The sequence below is a fragment of the Methylobacterium sp. V23 genome (assembly GCF_002917135.1).
Taxonomy (GTDB): Bacteria; Pseudomonadota; Alphaproteobacteria; order Rhizobiales; family Beijerinckiaceae; genus Methylobacterium.
Genome location: NZ_PDHT01000014.1, coordinates 107,383 through 130,147, shown reverse-complemented (window position 1 = coordinate 130,147; position 22,765 = coordinate 107,383). Strand labels below are relative to the sequence as shown.

The window sequence follows — 22,765 nt, the reverse complement described above, 5'->3', positions numbered from 1 at the left end:
GGCAGGCTGCGTTCAAAAGCTTGCTGGCCTCGGCCTGCTGGCCGGCCAATGTCTCCGGGTTGCAGGCGCCTGAACTATCCGGACGGGGCAGGACGCTTTGGGTGTGTGGCTCCTCCGACGGTTGATCGCGCCATGGCGGGGACCTTCAATGGTGCGTAGCCTTTCGGAGCACTCGCGAGAGGTCGTTGACCGAGTAGGGCTTGCGCAGGAGCTCGAAGCCGTGTCGCCCGTCCTCGGCCAGCACGTGGCTGTACCCGCTGGTCAGGATGACCGGTGTCCCATGGTGGAGCCGCCGGATCTCCCGCGCCAGTTCGACCCCGTTCATGCCCGGCATCACCACGTCCGAGAACACCACGTCAAAGGCTTGGCGGTCGCCGGCCAGTAGCTCTAACGCTTCGTGCGCGCTTGCGGCCCAGATCGTTTCGTAGCCAAGATCCTGCAGCAACTGGGTCGCGAAGGCCCCGACCTCGATGTTGTCCTCGACTAGGAGGACGCGTCGCCCACCGCCGCCTTCCGGGAACTCCGCTCTCTTGTCCTGCTGCCGGTCCGCTTCTCCATCGGCGTCGCCTTCGACCTGGGGAAGGTAGAGGGTGAAGGTCGTGCCCGTTCCGACTTCGCTCTCGACCTCGATGTTGCCGCCCGATTGCTTGGCAAAGCCGAACACCTGGGACAGGCCGAGACCGGTTCCCTTGCCGACTTCCTTGGTCGTGAAGAACGGCTCGAAGATGGAGGAGAGCTTGTCCCGGGGGATGCCGCTGCCGGTGTCACGCATGCTGACCGCCACGAACTGAGCGGCACTGTAGCCGTGACCGCGGATCTGCGGCATCGGCGCGCCGCAATGGACGCTCAGAGCCAGCACGCCCTCGCCTTCCATGGCGTCGCGTGCGTTGACGGCCAGGTTCACCAGCGCCGTCTCGAACTGGCTGACGTCCGCCTCGACGTGGCAGGGCTCGTGGTGCATCTGCCGTTCGATCCGGATGCGTCCACCGACGATGGTGCCGAGCATGTCGGTGACCCGATGCACCCGGTCGTTCACGTCGAAGATCTCGGGCGTGAGCGACTGCCGGCGTGCGAATGCGAGGAGTTGCCCGGTCAGCTTGGAGGCCCGGTCGACGGTGTCCGAGATGGCGCCGACGTAGCGGGCCCGACGCTCCTCCGGGAGGTTGGGCTTACCCAACAGTTCGGTCGACGACTTGATGATGGTCAGCAGGTTGTTGAAATCGTGCGCGACGCCTCCGGTCAGTTGGCCGACGGCCTCCATCTTCTGCGACTGCCTCAAGGCCTCCTCGGCCTGCATCAGCTCGCGGGTGCGTTCGAAGACCTGCCCCTCCAGGCTGTTCTCGCTGGCGCGCAGGACTGCCTCGTCCTCCAGGCGCGCCCGCGCGGTGGAAAGGAAGTGGGCGATGGTGGCGAAGAAGGCGAGCGACTCCCCTTCGAACTCGGACAGGGTGGTCGAGGCGAACGAGATGACGCCGGACAGCCGGCCGTGGTTGAGTAGGGGGTAACCCGCGAACGCGGTCAGACCCGCCCCGCGGGCCATGGTATGGCGCGGTTCGGCGCTCGCCTGGATATGGCCGAGCACGAAGGGCCTGCGCGTCCGGGCCACGATCCCGCACAGCGGCAGGTCGCAGGACACGTCGCTGAGGATGGCCCGGAACTCGGGCCCGAGGCCGATGGACTGGGTCAGCGCGATGCGCTCGCCGTCGCCGCGCGCCTCGTAGATGAAGGTTGGTCGAAGCCGAGGGACTCGGCCCCCGCTTCCAGGATCGGGCGGACCGCCGCGTCCGGGTCGGCGGCGGACAGGAGCTCGGCGGCCGCGCGCGCCAGCAGGTTCAGGCGTTCGGACCGGCGCCGCTCCTCGGTGCGGTTCCGCAGGATCTTGAGGTAGCCCACGTGGGCGCCGTCCTCGGAAGTGAGCGGCATCATCTCGCCAAGCGCCCAGAACCGCGTTCCGTCCTTGCGCAGGTGCCAGCGCTCGTCGTTGCCACGCCCCTCTTCCCGTGCTTCCGTCATCTCGTGGTCCGGGCGTCCCGCCGCCCGGTCCTCCGGCGTGAAGAACAGGTCGGCGGCCCGGCCCAGGACCTCGGCCTCCGTCCAGCCGAGGATGGCCTCCGCGCCCCCGGTCCAGCCGGTGATGTTGCCGCTTAGGTCGGTGGTGACGATGGCGTAATCGACCGCGCTGGAGAGGATCTGCCGCTGGCGCGCCTCCCCGGCCCGGCGCTCCCGCAACGCCTCGTCGCGCTCGCGTAGGGCCCGGCGCAGCGCGAACTGGGCCATCACCTGGCGGGCGAGCGCCTGCAGGGCCTCGATCCGGCTCGCCTCAAGACCGGCGGGACGTGCCACTTGGTCAAGCACGCACAGGGTGCCGAGCGCGAGGCCGTCGGATGTCAGCAAAGGAACGCCGGCATAGAAGCGCACGCCGCCCCCGATGGTGGCGGGATTGCGGGCGTAAGCCGGATCGGACAACGTGTCCGGGATGACGAGAGGCCCCGCGGCCTGCACCACGAGCGGGCAGAAGCCCGATTCGAGCGGGGCGCTCTCCGCCCCGTCGTAGCCCGAATGTGCCTTGAAGAACTGGCGCACGTCGTCCACGAGGGTGATCAGGGACACCGGTGCGTCGCAGATGCGGGCCGCGAGCCGGACGATGTCGTCGAGATCGTCCTCGGGCAGCGTGTCGAGGACGGCGTAGCCCATCAGCGCCGCGAGCCTGCATGCCTCGCCGACGGCGGAGCCGCCGACCGCTTCCTCAGGCACCTGCAGTTCTTCGATGGTGCTGTGCTGTCGCAATGGCGCGTTCCGTTCGAGATGATGGCGGTCGGGTCAGGGTCGGCCGAACAAGATGTCATCTTCGAAGCCGGGCTTCGGCAGCGTGTCATGGGACGGTTTTCTGAGGTGAGGCCATGATCCGGTGCAGCACCCGGCCGATCTGCGCCGCCGAATACGGCTTGTGCAGGAGTTCGAAGCCGTGGCTGTCCTCGCTCGCCAGGACGTGGCTGTAGCCCGAGGCCAGCACCACCGGAAGATCGGGCAGGCGCACGAGCAACGCCTTGGCGAGCTCCAGGCCGCCCATGCCGGGCATGACGACGTCGGAGAAGACCGCCGCGAACCCAGCTCCGTCCAGGCCGAGCCGTTCGAGCGCCGCCTCGGCGTTGACCGCCCACTCGGGCGCGTAGCCGAGGTCCTCCAGGATCTGGGTGGCGAAGCGGCCGACCTCCAGGTTGTCCTCCACGACGAGGACGCGCTGGCCGTCGCCTCCCAGGATCAGACCGGCCTCGGGATCGGCCGGCGGTGCCTCGACCACGCCGCACGAGACTTCCGGCAGGTAGAGGGTGAAGGCCGTGCCGCGGCCAACTTCGCTCGTGACCTCGACGTCCCCGCCCGATTGCTTGGTGAAGCCGAACACCTGGGACAGGCCGAGCCCGGTGCCGCGACCGACCTCCTTCGTCGTGAAGAACGGCTCGAAGATGCGGGCGAGGACATCCTCTGGGATGCCCGAACCGGTGTCTGTGAGCGAGATCGCGGCGAACGGCCCGCTCGACCCGGCATGGCCCCGGATGGACGGCATGACCTGCCCCGGCAGGACGCGCATCGTCAGGGTCCCGACCCCATCCATGGCGTCGCGGGCGTTCACGGCGATGTTGACCACCGCGGTCTCGAACTGGTTGACGTCGGCGCGCACCAGGACCGGCCCCCCGTCCGCCTCCACCTTCACGCGGATGCGGGCACCGGTGATGGTGTCGAGCATGTCGGCCACCGCGCGCAGGCGCTCGCCGACGTCGAACACCTCCGGTTTCAAGGATTGTCGGCGTGCGAAGGCGAGGAGTTGGCTCGTGAGCTTGGCAGCGCGGTCGACCGTATCGGAGACGGCGTCCATGTACCGCTTGCGCCTTTCCTCGGGCAGGTCCGGCCTGCGCAGGAAGTCGACGGACGAGCGGATGATGGTCAGCAGGTTGTTGAAGTCGTGGGCCACTCCGCCGGTCAATTGCCCGACCGCCTCCAGCTTCTGGGATTGCCGCAGGTCGAGCTCCATGCGCTCGCGCTCGGCCGCCTCGGCGAGCAGGCGGACGTTGGCCTGGGCGAGTTCGGCCGTCCGCTCGGCGACCTGGCTCTCCAGCGAGGCTCCGGCCTCGCGTAGCTGCTCGGCCTGCGCCTCCAGTTCGGCATGGAGCGCCACCACCCCCCGGTTCGTCTCGGCGAGTTCCCGGTTGAGGCGATGCGCCTCGTCCTCGCGTTCGGCGAGTTCGGCGAGGCTGCGCAGGAGCTCGCGGTTCTGCTCGCGCAGGGCGGCCGCCGGCTCCTCGGTCCGGGCGCGGGCGACGTCCTCGGCCAGGCTCGCCAGCCGCGGCCCGGAGAACGTCTCGGTGCCCGGCGGCAGTCTCTTGCCGAAGGTCACGACCGTACCGCGGCCGACCTCGGAAACGATGTCGAAGCGGTCCATCAGGCGTCGGGAGCCGGTGATGCCGATGCCCAGCCCGGTGGTCGAGCGGTACCGGCCTTCCAGAATGGCATCCAAGTCGGCGATGCCGGGGCCCTTGTCCACGATGCGGATGGCCAGCGACTGGCCCCCGCCCTCCTCGTCGAGCCCGTACTCGATCTTTCCGCCGCCGGCGTAGCCGTACGCATTGCGCGCGATCTCGGACACCGCCGTGGCGATGCGGGTCTGGTCCTGCACGCCGAAGCCGAGGCGCTCGGCCAACCGACGCACGCGCTGGCGAACCGTGACGATGTCGTCCTCATGCTCGACACGGGTCGTGAGCAGCGGCCGCCTCATGTTGCACCGCCGCGCGCGACGAGCACGGTGGCGTCGTCGCGGGCCCGTGCGAAGTCGCGATAGATCACCCCTGCCACGAGGGTCGGGTGAGCCTCGGCGAGCCCGGGATAGCCGTCGAGGGAATAGCCGGTGGCGATCCCGTCCGAGCAGAGCACGAACAGGTCCTGCGCCCGCATCGGGTATTCGAACGCCTGGATGCGGCGGGCGGCGTGCCCGGCCGTCCCGGCCAGGCTGACCGTGCGCTTGGCGCTCCCGCCATGGACCACGGCGCCCGCCACGTTGCCGAGGCCGGCGAACGAGAGCACGCCGGGTTCCCGCCCAAAACGCGCGACGGAGACGGCCCCGCCCCGGGTGTGTCCGAGGCCGGCATGCACGGCGGACAGGATCGCAGCCGGTGCATCGTCCTGGTGCCGTCGGAAGATGCGGACCGCCGCCTCGGATGCCTTCGCGGCCTCGGGTCCGTGGCCGAGTCCGTCCGCCACCATGACGGTCCAACCGTCGGCCCTCTCGCGGATGGCGTAGCCGTCGCCGTTGGCAACCTCGCCCTTCAACGCCACCGTGACGGCACCGTAGGTCGGCGGCGCGTCGGAGGGCACCTTCACGGTCGCGCGGACGGAGGAGAGGCGGGCCAGCACCGCGGTGCCCGCGCCGGGTCGCGAGGCGATGTCGAAGGCGTCGGAGAGGCGGCGAACCGCTCCCAAGCCCTCGCCCGCGCTGCCTCCTGTGGAGTGGCCGTCTCGCATGGCGCAACCGAGGTCCGAAAAACCGGGACCCTTATCGAGGGCGAGGACCTCGACGCCGGAGCCGGTTCCGTCCTCGTAGGTGCCGACGAGAACCTCGCCCGGCACGCCGTACTTGACGATGTTCGTCGCAAGTTCGGTCACGACGAGGGCCACTCGCCCGGCCGAGGTCTCGTCGAAGCCGATGGCTTGCGCGACGGCCACGGCCAGCCGTCGCGCCTCCGCCACCTGGCTCGCTTCCGTGACGGTGACCCGGTCCATGTTCATTTCCACCGGGCGATCATCACGCGCGTGCCGACGCCGGGGGTCGACGCGATGTGGAACTCGTTCGAGAGGCGTCTGGCTCCGCCCAGGCCCAGTCCCAGGCCGCCTCCAGAGGTGTAGTGGTCGGTCAGCGCCTGCTCGATGTCGGCGATGCCGGGGCCCTGGTCCTCGAAGGTGAGGCGCAGGCCCTTGCGCATCCCGGACTGCACCACCTCGGCGCGGACATCGCCGCCGCCGCCGTAGTCCAGGGTATTGCGGGCCAACTCGCTCGCAGCGGTGATGATCTTGGTCTGGTCGACGAGGCCGAGGCCGATCTCGACGGCGAGCGTCCGCACCCGCTGGCGAACGCGCACGACGTCGTCGCCGGAACGGATGGGCAGGGTCTCAGACCTCGTGACCGTCACGTTCGCTCCCGAAGCCGCCCTCGTCCTCGGAAAGGCGCGCCTGGATCAGGGCCATGCCCCGCTCGACGTTCAGGGCGGTCTTGATGCCGGTGAGTTCCAGCCCGAGTTCGACCAGCGTGATGGCAACCGCCGGGCGCATCCCCGCGACGACGGTCTCGGCGTCGAGGACGCGCGAGACGGCGGCGATGCTCACGAGCATGCGGCCGATGAAGGAATCGACGATCTCCAGCGCGGAGATCTCGATGAGCACGCCCCGCGCGCCGGTGCGCGCGATCATGGCCGTGAGGTCTTCCTCCAGCGCAAGCGCGAGGCGGTCGTGCATGTCGACCTGAATGGTGACGATGAGGGCGCCACCGAGCTTGAGGATGGGGATGCGGTCCATGGCCTCAGCGCCGCTCCTCGGCCACGGCCGCCTGCTGGCGAACCACCTTGCGGCCGGTCCGCCTCAGGGCGACCGCGAAGGCGTCGGCCAGGGTCGCCTTCGAGACGACGTTCAGCTCGACGCCGAGGTGAACCATGGTCTGCGCGATCTGCGGCCGGATGCCGGAGACGATGCAGTCGGCTCCCATGAGCCGAGCCGCCGCGACGGTCTTGAGCAGGTGCTGCGCCACCAGGGTGTCGACGGTCGGGACCCCGGTGATGTCGATGATGGCGATTTCGGCCTCCTCGTCGACGATGGCTTGGAGAAGGTTCTCCATGACCACCCCGGTTCGTGCGCTGTCGAGGGTGCCGATGAGCGGCAGGGCGAGAATGCCGTCCCAGAGCCGGACCACTGGGGTCGAGAGCTCGGCGATCTCCTGTCCCTGACGACCGATCACCTCCTCGCGGCTTGCCAGGAACACCTCCATGGTATGAAGGGAAAGCTGGTCGAGCACCTTGCCCATGGCCCAAATTCCCGACGCCAGGTTGGATGCGTCGGCCCCGCCGGTTCGCAGCAGCGCCTCGAAGAGCGGCTCCTTGAGGGAGAGCACGAAGTTGGCGGTGTCGGACGGCGTGAAGCCCTGGAGTGCCCGGGAGCGGGAGATGTCGGCGAGCGTCTCGCGCAGGGATGCATAGCCCTCTCCGTCCGCGTCGGCCCCGTCGGACCCGAGCGCATCGCGAAGCTGTCCGAGCACGGCCTTGGCCTGGGTCTGGAGCTCGGCCTCGCGGATGCGACCGCTTTGCAGCGAGGAGCCCTCCCGCAAGGATGCGAGCCAGCCGTCGAGGATCGCAGCCCCGTCGTCCGCGATGGTCCTGATCAGGACCTCGACACCATCCAAAGCCATCCAGCAGTCCCTTGCTCTCGTCTTGCGGCGTCTAACCCGCGCGTGTTGGCGCCGATAGGCGGCATCGCCCTGAGGCTGTGCCACTCGGGAAAGTTATCCCTGGCCCGGGCGCGGATGCCCGCGCTTGGTCATGCGGGCAAGCCCATGCATCCGACGCCCGTTTCCCCCGCCCGGCGTTTTAGGTTCCGGGAGAACACGACGGTCGGTGGATGGATAACCCGCGTCGGACGCGTTAGCACGGCGCGTAGACACTGTCATTCGTGCGTGGATCATTCAAGCCTGAAGGGAGGGGTCGATGACATCGCCGAAAGGACCCGGGCTGAAGCTGGACGACCAGATCTGCTTCGCCCTTTATGCAGCCACGAACGCGGTGGTGCGAGCATACCGCCCCCTGCTGGCCGAGGTGGGCCTGACCTACCCGCAGTACCTCGTCATGCTTGCGCTCTGGCAGGATGGCTCGATGGCGGGACACGACCTTGCCAAGCGCCTCCAGGTCGGGCCGAGCTCGGTCACCCCCCTCGTCGACAGGCTCGAAGCCGCCGGCTTCGTCGCGCGTGCGCGGACCGGCGACCGCCGAGTGGTGCTCGTGGCCCTGACGGAAGCCGGTCGGGAGCTGGAGGCCAAGGTCTCGGGCGCGCAGAAGTCCGTGGTGTGCCGCACCGGTCTCGCCGAAAGGGATCTCGCCGAATTGCGGCAGGAACTGAAGGACCTCACCGACCGCGTCTCCCGTCAGGAGGCCGATCCGCAGGAAGAGCCTCTCTGAGCAAGGCTCGTGGGGCGCTTACGCGCCAAGGCGAGGCGTGATCCAGGCGGACGGCCTCTTCTGCCATCACGAACCGGTTTCCTTACGTCATAGGACTCGCGCGCCCATCCTCTCCACAGCGTGGGCAGGCGTTTGTCCTGCTCATGCGGATGGCGGCGCAAGGAAATGGAAATGCCGAAACCTGCCGCGAGGGAAGCATAAGATACGACACCATCCGGCGTAGGGGGGGGGAGTCAGGGCAAGGGCAGCCGGATGGACACCCTAAGCCCGTCCGACGCGAATTCGACGGCCACCTCTGCGCCGGTCTGCACGGCGAAGACCTTGTTGAGCAGGCGGTGGCCGAAGCCCTCGCGCGTCGGGTACGCGGCGGGCGCACCGTCATGCTCGTTCCAATCCCACCGTAGTCCACGTCCGCTCGGTCCCTCCTCGACCCGCCAGGTCACCTCAAGCCGGCCGTTCGGGTCGGCCAGGGACCCATGCCGCAGGGCGTTGGTGGTCAGTTCGTGCAGGGCCATGCCGACCGGCACCGCGAGTTCCGACGGCAGCGGGACGCGAGGACCCGACAGGGCGAGGCGTCCACGCTCGTCGTAGGGGTCGAGCTCGGCCCGCAGCAGGCTCTCGAACGAGGTGGCCTGCGCCGTGCTCTCGGTGATCAGCGCATGCGTTCGGGCCAGCGACGCGATCCGGCCGGACAAGGCCCGGGTGAACTCGGGGATGGTGAGGGAGGAGCGCACCGTCGCGTTGAGCACGGCCTGGACCGTGGCGAGCGTGTTCTTCACCCGGTGGTGCAGCTCGCGCACCATCAGCGCCTGCCGATCCTCTGCCGCGCGCCGTCCCGTCACGTCGCGCTGGGCCGAGACCCAATGGGTGATGCGCCCGTCCGCCTCGCGCACCGGGGTGACCAGCCACTCGACCACGTAGGTGGAGCCGTCCTTGCGGTAGTTCACCGCCTCGCCCTGGACGGACTCTCCTCCCTCCAGGGCGGCACGCAGCTGGTCCAGCACGGCCCGCTCCGTCTCCGGACCCTGCAGGAACCGCGGGGACCGTCCCAGCACCTCACCGGCCTCGTAGCCGGTCAGCCGGGTGAAGGCAGGGTTGACGTATTCGATGCGGGGACCCGGCTCTTCGATGTCGGCCGAGGTGATGAGGATGGCCTCGCCGGAGGCTTCGACGGCCGCGCGCAGGAGCCTCAGGTCGACCGCGCCGGAACCATTCTCGTCTCGACCCACGGGAAACGCCACTCCGAACAAGACGGCCCAGCGCGGCCGGGGTCGTCCAGGCCCGCGCGAAGGTGCCTGTCGCTAACTTGCATCAACGGTCGAAGTTGCCTCGCCTCTCGCCCTCTCGCCCTGTCGCCCTGTCGCGCTGAAGGCTCGGCGTTTGTGATTGCTACTTCCAGGCACGTTCTACGTCGTTCACCAGCCCTGTAGCTCCCCCGGTGTTGACGAGCACTGTCAGGTGCGGGCGAGAAAGATGGCGAGGCGCTTCACTGGGAGGATTTCCCTATCGGAGTTTCGCCGGGCTGTAAGCCTGGAGCGGATTTGCGAGTGCCTTACGCGGGGCGCACCCGGAGGCCAACGATGACCTCCCCTGCGAACCTCTATAAGTCTGTTCCGGGCTGCACCCGGGAACGCCTGGGGTCCGGCCGCCCATACGACGTTGGACAGCCTCGACGTGGCCGTGACCGCCTGGTGAAGTTTGCCGTTGCAGCGGAGCTTTACGACGACTCGGTGTGTAGCGAGTAACGGATAACGTTACACGCTACAGGCATTGGCGAGGGCACTGTCCTTACTTGTGCCGCCGGCGTCTGAATGAGGGGCGTCCATGCCCATGCCCTTCGCGGGAAGGCACGATGAACGCCGCTCGTCAGATGGTGCCTGCCAGGAGCCAGGTCTTTGTGCGGTAAGATGACATGCCGTACATGCGTGACAGGTTCAGTGGCGACGGAAAGCTCGCGCCGTCCGATAATGACCGCTACCCCGGGATCGGGTGGACCAAGGTGCGTAGTGTGCTCGCAGACCGCCGTAGCCCGAGGTTCAGGCCTGGCTGGGTAGGCTCGCGAACCATCCTTTCGCGGTTTTCCTGAATAGGTCCGGCCGCGCCTTCATCCAGTCGCCGAGCTGTCCACCCGTCAGCCGGAGTTCCTGGCCCAGCCTTGGGGCCAGGCGTTTGGTGATTGCCGGCAAGGCCATCGGGAAGCCGTGCTCCTCCAGCAAGCCGTGGACATCGGCCATCACCCTGGCCTGGAAAGCCGCGCCCGCGTCAGCGGTCCGGGACGCCAGGTCGAAGGCGCCCTTGTCCTCGATGAGTCCGCCGGCTGGACCCGTGAAGCCACGCAGCCAATGGCGTAGCCATCCGGCTTCAAGCGGCATCTGCATCGCCGCGGCGCGTTTGCCGAACTCCTGCTGCAGGTGGAAGTGCAACTGGCTCGCATCGCACGGCCCATGGTCCGCAAGCAGTCCCTTGATCCGATTGGCTATGTCGGCGAGCAGGGCATCGGGATCCTGTGTCCTGGCGTCCTTCTCGTTCAACTCGGCCGCGACCGTGGTGATGGGGTCCAGGGGAGCAGCTTTCCGCGGGGTGGGGGCAATTGGTCCATGCTCGGCCTGGGGATCACCGCGGCCAGACTGCGCCCGGGCCAAGGCATCGTGGAGCCGGGTGACCTCCAGGCGCAAGCTTGCGATCTCCTCCTCCATCCGATCGGCGGCCAGGAGCACCTCGTCGCGGCCCTCCTGGGCCTTCTCGACGGCCCGCCCCTCGGCGTCCTTCAACGCCTTCGCTCTTGCTTGCTCCTTGGCTGCGCCTTCGGCCAGGATCATGCGGCCGAGATGGATCAAGGCGGTCTGGACGGTGTCGGGAAGCGTGGCCTCCCCTTCGATTCGCTTGAGGTACTCACGGTGCGCCTTCCACTCGGCGACGAGCGGCACGAGGCGCGTGTAGGAGCACTTGATGTCCTGGTCCTTGAGGTGCTTGCGGACCGTCGCGTTGGTGACGCGCACCTCGTTCCGGATCCCATCGGCGATCTCGAACACCTTCGCCTTGAACGCCTCTTCCGCTTCCGTCATGTCGCCAGCCCCTTCAGGGGAATGAGCATGCGTGCCATCCGGTAAAGGGGAGGTCACCGTCGGCCTCTCGCTCGGCCGACGATCCTGCCTGTGAAGGCCGTGTCCCTTGCCAGGCTCTCTGGCACCTTCATCCGGGGCCGGATCGGTGCCCGGGACAGGCGGCATGTACGTTCCCTATATCTTTCGCCATCTGGATCCGGCGGGCCGTGAGCACACGACGCCGGAGCTCTTTTGGCCGGGCATAACAACGTGCAGGGGGCCGGGAGATGACCGTCGGCACCGTATCGTCGCCAGAACCGTGCGGAAATCGGAAGCGCCGGTCGCGCTGACCGCCCGAATGGATTGGGTCGGCCTGAAGGTTCTGACGAGGCTCGAATTCGAGGGCGACTATTGGCGCCCGCTCCTCCCCGAAAACTTCACTCGCTGGCTGGACAGGGGGGCACGAAGCGACCAGCTTCTCTCCAGTCGGACATGGGAGGACTATCCCCTGCACGATTTCGAGCCCTCCGCGAAAAGCCCCCTTCCACCCGGATGCCGGCCATCGGGGCACGATCTTCGCGAGGCGCTCGAAGTCGCCCAGGCCTACGCCGACGAGAACATCATCGTCATCGACGACGTCGTCCATAAACGAGCGCCCCTGCCGGTCTGGCAGGTGGAGGATCTCACGCGGACGGGGCTCTACACGACCCGCCTCTCCCTCGTCATTCCCGGTTTCGAGGAATACTGGCCCTACCGCCCGTCGTATCCCGGGGCGGACACGACCTGGAGGCCTGACCCACCCGCCGGATGGTTGGCGGCGACCGATTTCGACATCGCCCTGGAGGCTTCCGCCGCGCTGTATGGACCCGCCCCGCTCCATGAACCGCAAAACCGCTCTTGGACCCGCGGCGGCCTCATCCGTCCGAAGCGCGATGACGACAGGGTCACCGTCCATCGCCCCCTGCTGGGCACCGACTTGGTGGAGGCTCGCTTCTCGCTTCGACTCTGCGAGAAGGTCCGCGAAGGCCTCGCCCTCCTGCCTCGTTGGGAAATCGGACCTCGATTGGAACGGGCAGCAAAGGCCCTGGAAGCCGCGGAGGAAAGGCTGTGGCTCGCCGAAGGGCACGAATCCCGCTGGGCCCTGGATGACGTGGCGCACGCCATGGAACGACTCCACGACCATGCGCGCCAGAACATGCGCTCGACGGACATCGACCTCGGCCCCCTCCGGGCGGCCATGCTGATCCGCGAGGCCCGCGCCATCTGGGAGCACCCAACTGGCACCAAGGCCATGAGGTTCGGCTGACCCATGAAGCCATACCGCAGCGGACCCGAAAAGCAGTTGCCCGGCAAAGTAAAGCGGTTGAGGAACGACCGATCCTTTAAACGTAACGGGTAATGTTACGCGTTACGTGGTTCCCGCCGAGTCACCCATTTTCGAGGAACCCAAGCTTTCCTGGGCCCTTCGGGAAAGTCCCCGTGGCAGACGTTCGGAGGAGGCTTGGAACCTCCCCCGGGGCTTTCAGGCGTGCATCCGCACCATCGCGTGCAGGAGGCGGAGGGAGGTCCCACCGGCCCGCGGAAGTTCACCCTCGTAGACACGGGCATCCCGGAAGCCCGTCGCCCACGGAACCTCCCGCAATGCCGAGGCGCCTTGATGATCCCTCAGGATCCGCCTTTCCAGATCGGCGATCACGGCATCGGACGGGGGTGTGAGGACGTAGCCGACGAGCATCGCGCAGGAGTGCCCTTCCGAATAAACGCCCGCGGCGTACTTGCCTACCCCAGAACGGATATAGTATCGCGACAGCCCCCAGCGTTTCGCCGCGACGCGTTTACATTCAATTCCGAAGTATCGCTTGTACTTGCCCAACTGGCCGTCGAACTTCACCATGAAGTCGATGCGTCCCTGGATCTTCAGGGGGCGTCTCCCGGGCCGGTTGAGAATGCCTTCCTGGAAAAACTCGAATCCCTCAAGCTGCAACCTCTCCTGGACGACCTGGAGCTCTTGATGGACCTGGATCGAGATCGTGTTCTCGTCGAAGGTGCCGGGCAAGGTCGCGAGAAGGCGGCGCGTCCGGCGCGCCGCCTGCACCAGAAGCTTCACCAGCATCACGATCTGGTCTTCCGAGATGCCGAGGCTGCCTTGGCCGGTCCGAGCATCCCCGACGGCGGGGAAACTCATCGCTCGCCCCCCGGCGCGTGATCCGCCAGGATGAGATCCCCGTCCTGCAGTCCGGACGCGACGGTCCAGTTACGCCGCTGGGCGGGCTTCACCACCGTGACCTGTTCCCCATCATAAATCCGGAGCGAACGCCGCTCCAGCAGGTACGGCGCGGGATTATGGACAAGCCTGCCCCGAAGGTCCGCGAAGATGGCATCCACTTCGCCCTCGTCCATCCCGACGACCGTGTCGCTGGGCGCACGACCAGGACGGATGCCGAACCGGACCGCCGCGAACCTGTCGAGCGGACCGTCGCCGCCCGGGCGGGGCATCGCCACCGAGGCCACCAAGTGACGGACGCCCGCGAACCGAAGCACGGCGTTGACCGTGCGGCACGTCGTGGAGGCATACCGGATCAGGTCCAAGCGACTGGGGACGGCTACGTCGTCCAGCCGGGATAGGGGCGTGTCGAGGAACGTCGAACGCCCGCGACGGACGCCGTCCACGACGAGGTCACGCTCGTCGGGTCTTAGGCCATAAAGCTTGGCCGCGAACGCGTCGAGCGCGGCGCAGCCATCCGTCGGCGCCGCTTCCAAGGCCGCACGAGCCTTCGCCTCAAGCGCGTCGGTCACGGAAATGGACGGCACCCGAAGGGCGCGCAGGTCCTGCAACAGGATGGAGGGACGTTCCATCCCCAGCGCACCGGCCCCGTACAGGAACTGGTAGCCCGGGATGGCGGAGTTCAGCAGGGCGCAAAGGACCGTCGCGAGCCGAACGTCGGCCTGCGCGAAGGAATACCCGTAGAAACCATGCGAGAACGCGGTGTCCTCCATTGCCAGCGTGGCGCTCGTGCGGCCTTCCTGGAGCGCCTTGCGGTGTGCCGACTTCGGGAAAAGCAAAAGCGGCGCGCGATAGAGGTCGCGGTCGCGCTCGAACAGGAGCTCGGAGATCTTCCGGTCGTTCAGGCTTGGCAGGTGGACCCCATCGAGGGACAGCGGGACGTAGTCGCGCGGGAAGATGGCGGGAAGGGTGGCGATCTCCTGCGAGATCGGCTTCGGCTTGTTGCGTGCCTTGCCCTCGACCTGGAAGCCCTGCCCGGAACGGGCGCCCGCCGCCTTCATCACCTCTTCCAGTGTCCCGAGACCCGTTTCCAGGCGCTCCATGATCCGGACGTCGCGCGGCGTTCCCAACATCGCGGCCTTGAGGACCGAGGGTGCGGCCAGGACACGCTCCTTCTCCACGACGGCCACGTCCGCGGACGAAAGGGCGAGCGCGCCGCTTCTCGCGAAATCAGGGGTCCAGGGAAACGTGCCGACCAGCATCCGGTCGGCGTCCGGCAGGTTCCCGCAGTTCGCACACAGGAGCAAGCCGGGGGATTGCGCCCCCGCGAAAAGGCCCTCGTGCCGGAGGGGCGAAAGGTTCAACAGCGCAAGCCGGTCGAGGCCGTGCACCACGCGGTCGCGAAAGGAAGCCGCTTCCCCGGATCGGGATAGGAACGGCGACGCCTTGAGGTACATCGCGATCCGGCCCGACCGCCCCACCACCGCCATTGCGGAGAGGAGGAAACGATGGTCGGGTGCGCGCCGGGTACCTTCCTCCTTGGGCACGCGCTTGCGGGGCGGATCCGCCGTCCGCGGGACCGTCACGTGCGTCCAGGGCGGGTTGCCGACGATGGCCTCGATGCCGAGGCCGCCGGCCAACGTCCGGGCCTTCTCGGAGAGGAAATCAAGCTCGTGGAGCGTCAGGCCGATCAGGCATTCGAAACGCATCGTCTCGCCGGGGCCGGCCTCGGTCTCCAGCTCCAGCGCGGCAAGGTATAGGCTGAAGGCGGCGATGCGCAGCGCCGCCCGCTGGACGTCTATCCCGTGCACCTGACGGTAGAGGACCTCCCGCACCAGGCTCCTCGGCCTCGGCCCGTTCCCGCACCGCTTCCACACCAACCGCCGAAGCGACTGGACGAGGAAGAGGCCCGAGCCGCAGGTCGGGTCCAGGATGCGGGCGTCGGATCCCAACCCCTCGAAGATCGGATCAAGCGCCATGTGCACGAGTTCGACCGGCGTGTAGTGAAGGCCCAATCCCTTCGCCATGTCGGCGGCCGCACGCCGAGCGAAGGCCTCGTAGACCGAGCTGATCAACTCGATGGGCAGGGTATCGAACCTGAACCGGAATAGGCGCAGTTGCCCCCTGCCTTCCTCGGTCAGCACCGTGCCCCGGACGAAGTCCTCCAGCAGGCCGAGGTGGCCGTCCAGGAGCCCCTCTCCGATACCGGGCGGGAAGACGTCACCGTTGAAGGTGACGTGCAGCCATTCGAAAAGCGCTGAGGCCCTGGGACGCGAACGGAAGATCTCGCCAAGGTCGGGAACAAGATCCTCGGGGAGGAACGGCTGGGCCAGCCCTCGATCCATCAGGTAACTGGCGAACAAGGTGCAGGTGACGAGTTCCTGGCATCGGGACCTGGCCAGCGCCAAGGCATCGTGACCGCCGTCAGGCGCCGAAACCGCGACGAGACGGTCTTCCAGGGCCCGGATCTCTTCCAGCAGCACGCGGTCGACCTTGCCGCTGCGGTCGATGCCCTTGCCGAGGTCCGATGCCCAGAACGCGCCCGTGTCCAAGGAGAACCGCCCACACGCCTCTTCCAGGCCGTCCATCTCGGCGGGAACGTCGAGGCCGTAAGTTCGGATCGGCCGCAGGTCCGCCTCGGTCCTGGCCGCGCGGAACGCATCGTAGACCCGGACCTCCACCGGCGTGACGATCCAGAGCAGCGGCGCGAGGCCCAGGTTCCAGGCGCGCTCGTGCCAGCGGGCGAAGCAATCCCCGTCCGTGGCCGTGGCCGCCTTCACGATGAGCTTGGGGCCGTCGCCGGTCTCGTATATCGCATCCGCCGACAATCCGGCGCGTTCTGAAAAGGCGGCTTCGAGGTGGTGGTTGTCGGCATTGCCGCCGCGACGAAGCCCGGCGACGTCACCTGCCGACCCGACGAAGCCGGTGCGCAAGAGGACGCGTTCGAGGACGTCGCTCACGACACCGCCTCAAGCGCGCGACGCATGTCCGTTCCATGCGTCGCCGCGAGCCTCTCGAACAACGCGTGGCGCTCGCGTGCGTCAAGCCCGCCGATGCGCCGGGCCAGGCCGTCGCGGCGCCGGCGGATGCGCTCCCGCTCCCGGAAATCCGCGCCGATATAGGCGTGGTCGTGCAGCGCCGCCGGCTCGGGATAGTTCAGCCATGCGACCTCCACCCGGGGACCGACATGACTGTCGCCTGGGAACTCGACCGAGCGCCAGCCCGCCAGCATGCGGTCGTAGAGTTCCGACCGATATCCACTCACGATGACCGCGCAGGGAAGGCCAAGCAGGACTTCGAGGAGCTCGACGTGCTGCTCGGGGGTGTGATCGTGCCGATAGACCCGCGCACGCCGCCGGGTCTGCGGCAGGTACGGCGGATCCGAGTAGACCAGCTCCGAGCCCGTGAAGGGGAACGTCCGCAGGAACTCAAGGGCATCGCCGTTCAGCAACTCGAACGACAGGCTCCCACGCTCGCGCCAGCGCGCGACCACGGACGGATCGAGCTCGATACCGATGCTGCGAGCCGACGGACGCTTGTGCCGCATCACGGCGCCGCCTCCCAGATGCGTCTCGACGTACGTGTCATGCGGCTTCATGAGCGAGAGGATGTGTCTGTAGCAACGGCCCTTGCCGCCCGGGTAGCGCATGACCAAACATCGCTGTTTTTCGCGATGCAGTCAACGAATCGGGCCGCGGAGCCATTATGCCCGCCAACCCGGAAAGGCACCGCATGCCCTGGCCCGCAAACACCTGACCGCCACGCCACTTCGGATGAGCCAGGTAGCGCTCGACCTGCGTCGGGGGGCGCTTCAGTCCCGCCGAGGACCGGTCCATCGTCGTGAGGTGCATCCCGGGATGAGAGACGGGTGGGTCCCTGTCGGACGCCGATGCCGGCCCCTTCGCTGGTCGGCCGAGGCCGACCACGCGTTTCAAGGCAGGCCGATCAGACGCCCCAGATATCCGACGAATGCCGTGAAACGGTCGGGCTCCGCAACGGCGAACAGGTAGATCGCCGCCGCGACGTACAGGGTCGCGACCACCGGCAGCGCGATCCAATAGACGCATCGGCCCTTGGCAATCGGCCGTTCCACCAGCCTGGCCCACTCCGCCTTCGAGACGAAGGCGTAGAGCTTCACGCGCCATTCCTTCCGGGCTTGGTCCGCGAGGCTGTTGAACCGCCAATTCGAGAGGATGGTGATGCCGAGGCTGACGAGCAGCAGGACCGCCGTGGCCAACGTGACCCAACGCAGCACCTCAGCCGTCGCGATCTGCGGCGCGGTTGGCGACTTGAGCGCGAGGACGACGCCCGCGAGCGCGAGGTCGCGCCAGAGGGACGACAGAAGGTCCCGCGTCGCGGATTGCGCGCGGCCCACTTCGTCCTGAAGGCTCTTGCGCAGGTCACCCAGTGACTTGAGTGCATCCTTGCTCTGGTCCTGGAGATGGAAGGCATAAGCCTCCTTGGCGCTCGTCAGGCTTGCCGCGAGGGCCGGCAGCAACCCGGCGGGCCACTGAGTGCCTTCCCTCCAATCCATCGACAGGTGGTTGTTCAGGAACTGAAACCGCGCCTCCGCCTCGCGCTTCGACGCGTAGACCCACGTCGCCGCCTCCGTGAGGGGATCGAAGACCTTGGCGGGCCATTCCGGGTCGCCATACAGACCGATGGCGATGGGCGTCGACCTCGGTCCCTTGAGGACCACCTTGTCGTCGCCGTCCACCGTCCGGATCTCGTTCGGCAGCGCGTAGGCCAGGCGCTCGACCGCCGCGGCACGCCATGTCGCGAATACGCTGGAGCCCTTGGAGGGCGCATCCCGCAGCAGCCACGGGCCGATGTCGGAAGGCGTCCGTTTCTGCGTCAGGTCCCGCACCAGCTTGAGGGGACGCTCCGGGGCCTCGGCGTTCGTGGGAGGGGTCCGCGTGCCGTCCCATGGCGAAACGGCGACGGTGAACGAGGAGAATGGCTCGAACGACGCTGCGATCCAGATGGCGACGGGCGCGGCGACTAGGGCGTCGTTCAGGGAAACGGCAAACCCCTTCTCCGTCAGGAACCAGCACCAATCCGCGTTCCGTTCCTTGGTCAGGACCACCTGAAGCACGTCGTTCGCGATTTCGTCGAACGTCGTCGCGGGATCGACCGGGCCGTAGGCCTTCGCGTAGACCTTCAGCGTCCCGAACCCGCCATCGGCGGCGAGGCGCGACAAGGACCCTAGCCGGACGAGCATGTCAGCGTCCGCGCATCGCGTGTCCGTCACGCGCCACGTCGTCAGGTTCTCCGACGACGCGGCTCCCCCGTGGGCCGAGAGCTCACCCGCGAGACGCGTGAGTGCCTCGATGAAGGGAATGGTCACTTCAGCACGACGGATCTGGTGCGAATCGTGATCACGTAGTCGTCCCCATCCTTCACCTTCTCGAACGTCCCGGCCGCCGCCTCGGGAACCGTGATCTCGATGCCTTCCGAGGTCCTGAACTTCTGGGGACCCGCGCTGGCCAGCGCTTCCCGGTTGAACCGGAAGGACTGCCCATCGAGGCCGGCGGCCGCCAAATTCTCGTCGAAGGTGTCCTTGATCTGCGCGGAGCCATGTTCCCCGAACATGTCGCCGAAGAGCTGGTCCTGCTCGAATTCCAGGCGCCGGAGGGCGATGCTGTCCAGCTTCTGCCTCCAGCCCGTCGCGATGTCCTCGGGAAGTTCTTCGAGGTGCGCCTGCACCGTCCTGAGCAGCGATTTCGTCAAAAGCGTCGTCATCTCGGCGTCGCTATGCGTCCGTGCGACCTGGAGGAAGTCCCGGAAGAAATCGGTGATGCCAGAGCGCTTGCTATGGTCGATGACGACCAATTCGCCCCCCGCCTCGTTGAGCTCGATCAACGCGGATTTCTGCAGAGCCTTCTTGTTCTCCGTCAGCGGTTTGGCCACCGCCGTCAGAACGGCGACCGCATCCCGTTCGACGATGCCGAGCACGCGGTCCCCGTAGTCGTACTTGATCAGCGAATAGAGCCGCCGACCGTTCGTCACCAATGACAGCACGATGAGGATGCCCTGCTTGAAACGGTCGTCCTCGATGTGGAAAGCGGTCGCCAGCGCCTTGGACACGGCCACGAACGCGGATGGATCGGCGTCGATGGCCCGCAGTCCCGCCATGGTCGTCGAACGCTCCTCGAACGTGAAGCGATTGCCTTTCAGGGTGTCGATGACGCGCCCCACGAAGAAGGCTTCGAAATCCCCGATGGGCACCTCGTCGAAGAGGGTGGGGTCCGGTTGCCCATGGTGCACGGCATGGAAGATGAAATTCTCGACGCGCAGCGCGTCCTTCTCAGCCACCGTCAGAACCGGCATGCCCGCACCGTCCCCCAGTACCGCCCGGCAACCTTTCGGCGATCCAGGTTCGTCGTTTGTTCCACCATAGCAGGACCGGCTGGGGTTTCCACCGAAGACTTGCCTCGCGGCATCCTGCCGGCACCACGTCCGCATGCCGGTGGCATGGAGCGCGTATCGGTTCGCGACACCCGTTACGGCGGTCACGCCCGCGCATGCCTAGGAGTACCTGTCTCGCGCGCCATGCGTGGTTAACCACGTTGAAGGTTGGGCTCTGGACAAAGGCCCGTCCGGCGCCGATTTTCCCGATTCCTCAGCCGTACCGGTGTGTCATGACCGCCACTCGCAAACGCGTCGTCGCCGTCGCCCTCTTGCAGTCTTAACGGACTTCCCGGCCGGATCCCCGTGATCCCGTCGTCCGGGAGGTCGATCCCCTTGGATCCTTCCCGATGACACTTCTCCGAGCCCCCTTCCGAAAAGCGTCGGCCTGACCGGAAATCCGGTCGCAGGGCTCGTCGTGCATCGGCACGTCCGGCCTCCGTTGGCGCACGCCTCGCGCCACCACGATACCGCCAGCAGGGTCTGATCCCACGCACTCTGTGCGACGGGCCGACCCGCTTTGGGGGCCGCCATGACACATGCCACCGATGCCGACACCTTCCTCGCCTTCCCCGAGATCGATGACGCCCAGCCCGCCGATCAGGAGGACGGCGGTCACGAGGCGGTGGGCGCCCCTCCCACAAAGTCCTTGGCCGTCCTGCTGCTGCAGGAATGCATGACGTCGGCGCAGCGCCGCCGGATACGCACGGACCATTCCCTCTGCGTCGTCGTTCAGGCTCCATCCCCGGCGTGGGTCGAGCCGCTGGGCGTCGCGCTTCGGGCCCTGGGCGCATGGCAGACGGTCGACTTGAGGGACGGAACGGCACGCCACAAGCGCAAGCCCGAGGACGGCAACATCGAGATTGCCGCAGCCCTGGCCGTCGGCCGGAGGGTCGTGGGCATCTCCCATGCCCCCGATACGATGCTGCCGAGAAGCATGCTGACGGGTGCCGACTTGCGCATTGTCGTCGGGCATCCAACCGACCGCGTCGTTCGCCGCGCCATCCGGGCCGCGACCGGAACGATGCCCCGTGCGGTGCCACCCGGCTTCGCGGCGGGCCTGGATTTTTCCGAGCTCGCGGCCTGCATCCGCGTCGGGGGCACGCCCGCCGATGCGGTCGGCAGGCTGAGGCGTGCCGCCCAATCTCGCCTGGCGCTCGATCCCACGCTCCGCGACCAGCCCGACGTCCTGGAGATGCATGGCTTCGGTCGAGCCAGGGATTGGGCTGAATGCCTCCTCGCCGACCTCAAGGAGTTTCGGGCCGGGCGGCTGGGTTTCAGCGCGCTTTCAAGAACCCTGACCGTCTGCTCGGAACCCGGCCTCGGCAAGACAAGCTGGGTCAGGAGCCTGGCCGCCAGTGCCGGCACCTCCCTGATCGTCCTATCGCTCGGAACGGTTTTCGCGGGCGGCGGGGGCGGGTACCTGGGTGATATCGCGGCACGGATCTCGAAGGGCTTTGCCGATGCAAAGGCTGTCGGTGGACCGGTGATACTGTATCTCGATGAAATCGACAGTTTACCTAGTCGGGAAAATCTCGATCCTAGACATCGTGACTATTGGCTTCCATTGATTACGCTTTTCCTGATGGAGGTTGAAACCGCGGTTTGCTCTCCGGACTCCCGCGTCATCGTGATCGCCGCCACCAATTACATCCATCAGGTCGACCCCGCCCTGCTCCGGGCCGGTCGGATCCATCCCACGATCCATATCCCGCGCCCGGACACGACGGCGCTGGCCGGCATCCTCCGCCAGCATCTGGGTCCCGACTTGGATGGGCTCGACCTTGCCGGCATCGCCGCCCTGGCTTCCGGTTGCACCGGTGCCGACGTGATGGCCTGGGTCCGGGATGCCCGCCGGATCGCCCGCACCGCAGGCAGGGCGATGATCCCGGCGGACCTCGTCTCCCTGATCGCGCCTCCTGACCCCCGCCCGGACAGCGTCCTATGGCGAACGGCCGTCCACGAGGCTGGTCACGCTGTCGGGGTTTGGGCGCAGAACACCTTCGAAGTCACCTTGGTCTCGATCCTGGCCAGCGACCAGCGCGGCGGGCGCACCGAGACCAGGGCTTCGTACTCGGATGCCCGGAGCCGGGCCGAGATCGAGGCCATCGCCGTCTCAGCGCTCGCCGGGCGGGCGGCCGAGGTCACGCTTGGGCTCGAACTCAACACCGGCGCGACCGACGACCTGCGCATCGCGACGCAGGCCATTGCCAGCCTTCATGCCGCTCACGGTCTGGGCGGGAGCCTCGTGCATCGCGGGGGCATCGAGGATACCGCGCAGGTTCTGATGATGGATCCCACCCTCCGGCGCGAGGTCGGCCAGGAGCTCGACGCACTCTACGGCCGCGCGCTCAGGCTCATGGAGGAGCACTGGGACCTCGTCCATCGCGTGGCGACGGCCTTGTTGACGGCACGGCAACTCGATGCGGCGGCCTTCGAGGCCATCGTCGGGCCCAGGCCTGCCTCGGTCGCGGGGGACATCCGTCATGGATGAGGGAACGCTGGATCTCCTCGCCCGGCTGGTCACCGTGCGTCGCGAGCTGGGGGAGGTCGTCTACCAGGACGCCCTGGAGCGCGCCGTCATCGGCGTCGGCGTGGCGGCCCACATCGAGGCCGAAAGGGTGGCTTTGCGCCATGCCCGCGTCCATCCCGAGGGCAACGTCGTCCGGCTCCCGCGGCGGCACGTCAGTCTTGAAGGCGCCAGTGGCGGCGGTGACGGCCCCTGCGCATGACCGAAATCCAGGGACGCACGCCCATCTGGGGCGCCAAAAGATGAGTCGGAGCAGAATCTTACGCGAAGTCTGTGGAAAACTTGGTCGCGTGAAATTCTGAAGTCCGACCAGCTGACGCAGGCCGGCAAGCCCTTGAGATTCAGCTGCAAT

Annotated in this window: 18 protein-coding genes; 4 read left to right on the top strand and 14 right to left on the bottom strand. The window is 67.5% G+C overall.

Going from position 1 to position 22,765, the window contains the following annotated elements:
- Positions 1 to 145 precede the first annotated feature (145 nt).
- From CRT23_RS15125 to CRT23_RS15095, 7 genes are all read right to left on the bottom strand, one after another.
- Positions 146 to 1,675 (bottom strand): ATP-binding protein, encoded by a 1,530-nt coding sequence (locus CRT23_RS15125; RefSeq protein WP_280951987.1) that lies wholly within the window; start codon positions 1,673 to 1,675, stop codon positions 146 to 148.
- An 8-nt stretch (positions 1,676 to 1,683) separates the two neighbouring features.
- Positions 1,684 to 2,754: a PAS domain S-box protein gene (locus CRT23_RS15120; RefSeq protein WP_146056397.1), complete on the bottom strand. Its 1,071-nt coding sequence runs from the start codon at positions 2,752 to 2,754 to the stop codon at positions 1,684 to 1,686.
- Positions 2,755 to 2,872: 118 nt separating this feature from the next.
- The gene (locus CRT23_RS15115; RefSeq protein WP_103710353.1) at positions 2,873 to 4,771 is read right to left on the bottom strand and encodes an ATP-binding protein; all 1,899 of its coding nucleotides are present in this window, start codon (positions 4,769 to 4,771) and stop codon (positions 2,873 to 2,875) included.
- Entirely contained in the window at positions 4,768 to 5,772 is a 1,005-nt protein-coding gene (locus CRT23_RS15110; RefSeq protein ID WP_103710352.1) for an ATP-binding SpoIIE family protein phosphatase, read from the bottom strand. Before CRT23_RS15110 ends, CRT23_RS15115 begins: the two co-directional genes overlap by 4 nt.
- Before the next feature lie 2 nt (positions 5,773 to 5,774).
- Positions 5,775 to 6,179: an anti-sigma regulatory factor gene (locus CRT23_RS15105; protein WP_103710351.1), complete on the bottom strand. Its 405-nt coding sequence runs from the start codon at positions 6,177 to 6,179 to the stop codon at positions 5,775 to 5,777.
- On the bottom strand, positions 6,160 to 6,561 hold the full coding sequence (locus tag CRT23_RS15100) for an STAS domain-containing protein (protein ID WP_103710350.1): 402 nt from the start codon (positions 6,559 to 6,561) through the stop codon (positions 6,160 to 6,162). The genes CRT23_RS15105 and CRT23_RS15100 overlap by 20 nt, the downstream gene beginning before the upstream one ends.
- Before the next feature lie 4 nt (positions 6,562 to 6,565).
- Positions 6,566 to 7,444, bottom strand: coding sequence for an STAS domain-containing protein (locus CRT23_RS15095; RefSeq protein ID WP_103710349.1), 879 nt, complete (start codon positions 7,442 to 7,444; stop codon positions 6,566 to 6,568).
- Between the two features lie 295 nt (positions 7,445 to 7,739).
- Between CRT23_RS15095 and CRT23_RS29610 the strand changes: the two genes are divergently transcribed.
- Entirely contained in the window at positions 7,740 to 8,207 is a 468-nt protein-coding gene (locus tag CRT23_RS29610) for a MarR family transcriptional regulator (protein ID WP_103710348.1), read from the top strand.
- A 233-nt stretch (positions 8,208 to 8,440) separates the two neighbouring features.
- On the opposite strand, the gene CRT23_RS15085 is transcribed toward CRT23_RS29610, so the two are convergent.
- Together CRT23_RS15085 and CRT23_RS15080 are read right to left on the bottom strand one after the other, a co-directional pair.
- Positions 8,441 to 9,436, bottom strand: a complete 996-nt coding sequence (locus CRT23_RS15085) for an HWE histidine kinase domain-containing protein (RefSeq protein ID WP_103710347.1) — start codon at positions 9,434 to 9,436, stop codon at positions 8,441 to 8,443.
- A gap of 807 nt (positions 9,437 to 10,243) precedes the next feature.
- Complete coding sequence (locus CRT23_RS15080) at positions 10,244 to 11,272, bottom strand: DNA-binding protein (RefSeq protein ID WP_103710346.1); 1,029 nt, start codon at positions 11,270 to 11,272, stop codon at positions 10,244 to 10,246.
- Positions 11,273 to 11,609: 337 nt separating this feature from the next.
- Here CRT23_RS15080 and CRT23_RS15075 point away from each other — a divergent pair, with 337 nt between their 5' ends.
- Positions 11,610 to 12,557: a hypothetical protein gene (locus CRT23_RS15075; protein ID WP_103710345.1), complete on the top strand. Its 948-nt coding sequence runs from the start codon at positions 11,610 to 11,612 to the stop codon at positions 12,555 to 12,557.
- Positions 12,558 to 12,773: 216 nt separating this feature from the next.
- Here CRT23_RS15075 and CRT23_RS15070 read toward each other — a convergent pair whose 3' ends face one another.
- The 5 genes from CRT23_RS15070 to CRT23_RS15050 all read right to left on the bottom strand — a co-directional run bounded on the left by CRT23_RS15070 (position 12,774) and on the right by CRT23_RS15050 (position 19,805).
- Positions 12,774 to 13,436, bottom strand: a complete 663-nt coding sequence (locus CRT23_RS15070) for a hypothetical protein (RefSeq protein WP_103710344.1) — start codon at positions 13,434 to 13,436, stop codon at positions 12,774 to 12,776.
- On the bottom strand, positions 13,433 to 16,063 hold the full coding sequence (locus CRT23_RS15065) for an N-6 DNA methylase (protein WP_146056396.1): 2,631 nt from the start codon (positions 16,061 to 16,063) through the stop codon (positions 13,433 to 13,435). Before CRT23_RS15065 ends, CRT23_RS15070 begins: the two co-directional genes overlap by 4 nt.
- A gap of 368 nt (positions 16,064 to 16,431) precedes the next feature.
- Positions 16,432 to 17,124, bottom strand: coding sequence for a hypothetical protein (locus CRT23_RS15060; protein WP_103710342.1), 693 nt, complete (start codon positions 17,122 to 17,124; stop codon positions 16,432 to 16,434).
- Positions 17,125 to 17,406: 282 nt separating this feature from the next.
- Complete coding sequence (locus CRT23_RS15055; RefSeq protein ID WP_146056395.1) at positions 17,407 to 18,675, bottom strand: hypothetical protein; 1,269 nt, start codon at positions 18,673 to 18,675, stop codon at positions 17,407 to 17,409.
- A gap of 143 nt (positions 18,676 to 18,818) precedes the next feature.
- Entirely contained in the window at positions 18,819 to 19,805 is a 987-nt protein-coding gene (locus CRT23_RS15050) for a nucleoid-associated protein (RefSeq protein WP_181017359.1), read from the bottom strand.
- Positions 19,806 to 20,532: 727 nt separating this feature from the next.
- Here CRT23_RS15050 and CRT23_RS15045 point away from each other — a divergent pair.
- Both CRT23_RS15045 and CRT23_RS15040 read left to right on the top strand, forming a co-directional pair.
- Positions 20,533 to 22,377 carry an AAA family ATPase gene (locus tag CRT23_RS15045; protein ID WP_181017358.1) on the top strand — a complete coding sequence of 615 codons (1,845 nt, stop codon included), beginning with the start codon at positions 20,533 to 20,535 and terminating at the stop codon, positions 22,375 to 22,377.
- Positions 22,370 to 22,615: a hypothetical protein gene (locus CRT23_RS15040; protein WP_103710338.1), complete on the top strand. Its 246-nt coding sequence runs from the start codon at positions 22,370 to 22,372 to the stop codon at positions 22,613 to 22,615. The genes CRT23_RS15045 and CRT23_RS15040 overlap by 8 nt, the downstream gene beginning before the upstream one ends.
- The last annotated feature ends 150 nt before the right edge of the window (positions 22,616 to 22,765 follow it).

Coding starts and splice junctions, on each gene's coding strand:
- CRT23_RS15115 (WP_103710353.1), bottom strand. CDS start 4,771: ATGAGGCGGCCGCTGCTCACGACCCGTGTCGAGCATGAGGACGACATC.
- CRT23_RS15110 (WP_103710352.1), bottom strand. CDS start 5,772: ATGGACCGGGTCACCGTCACGGAAGCGAGCCAGGTGGCGGAGGCGCGA.
- CRT23_RS15070 (WP_103710344.1), bottom strand. CDS start 13,436: ATGAGTTTCCCCGCCGTCGGGGATGCTCGGACCGGCCAAGGCAGCCTC.
- CRT23_RS15095 (WP_103710349.1), bottom strand. CDS start 7,444: ATGGCTTTGGATGGTGTCGAGGTCCTGATCAGGACCATCGCGGACGAC.
- CRT23_RS29610 (WP_103710348.1), top strand. CDS start 7,740: ATGACATCGCCGAAAGGACCCGGGCTGAAGCTGGACGACCAGATCTGC.
- CRT23_RS15065 (WP_146056396.1), bottom strand. CDS start 16,063: ATGGACGGCCTGGAAGAGGCGTGTGGGCGGTTCTCCTTGGACACGGGC.
- CRT23_RS15075 (WP_103710345.1), top strand. CDS start 11,610: ATGGATTGGGTCGGCCTGAAGGTTCTGACGAGGCTCGAATTCGAGGGC.
- CRT23_RS15050 (WP_181017359.1), bottom strand. CDS start 19,805: ATGCCGGTTCTGACGGTGGCTGAGAAGGACGCGCTGCGCGTCGAGAAT.
- CRT23_RS15100 (WP_103710350.1), bottom strand. CDS start 6,561: ATGGACCGCATCCCCATCCTCAAGCTCGGTGGCGCCCTCATCGTCACC.
- CRT23_RS15060 (WP_103710342.1), bottom strand. CDS start 17,124: ATGCGCTACCCGGGCGGCAAGGGCCGTTGCTACAGACACATCCTCTCG.
- CRT23_RS15080 (WP_103710346.1), bottom strand. CDS start 11,272: ATGACGGAAGCGGAAGAGGCGTTCAAGGCGAAGGTGTTCGAGATCGCC.
- CRT23_RS15040 (WP_103710338.1), top strand. CDS start 22,370: ATGGATGAGGGAACGCTGGATCTCCTCGCCCGGCTGGTCACCGTGCGT.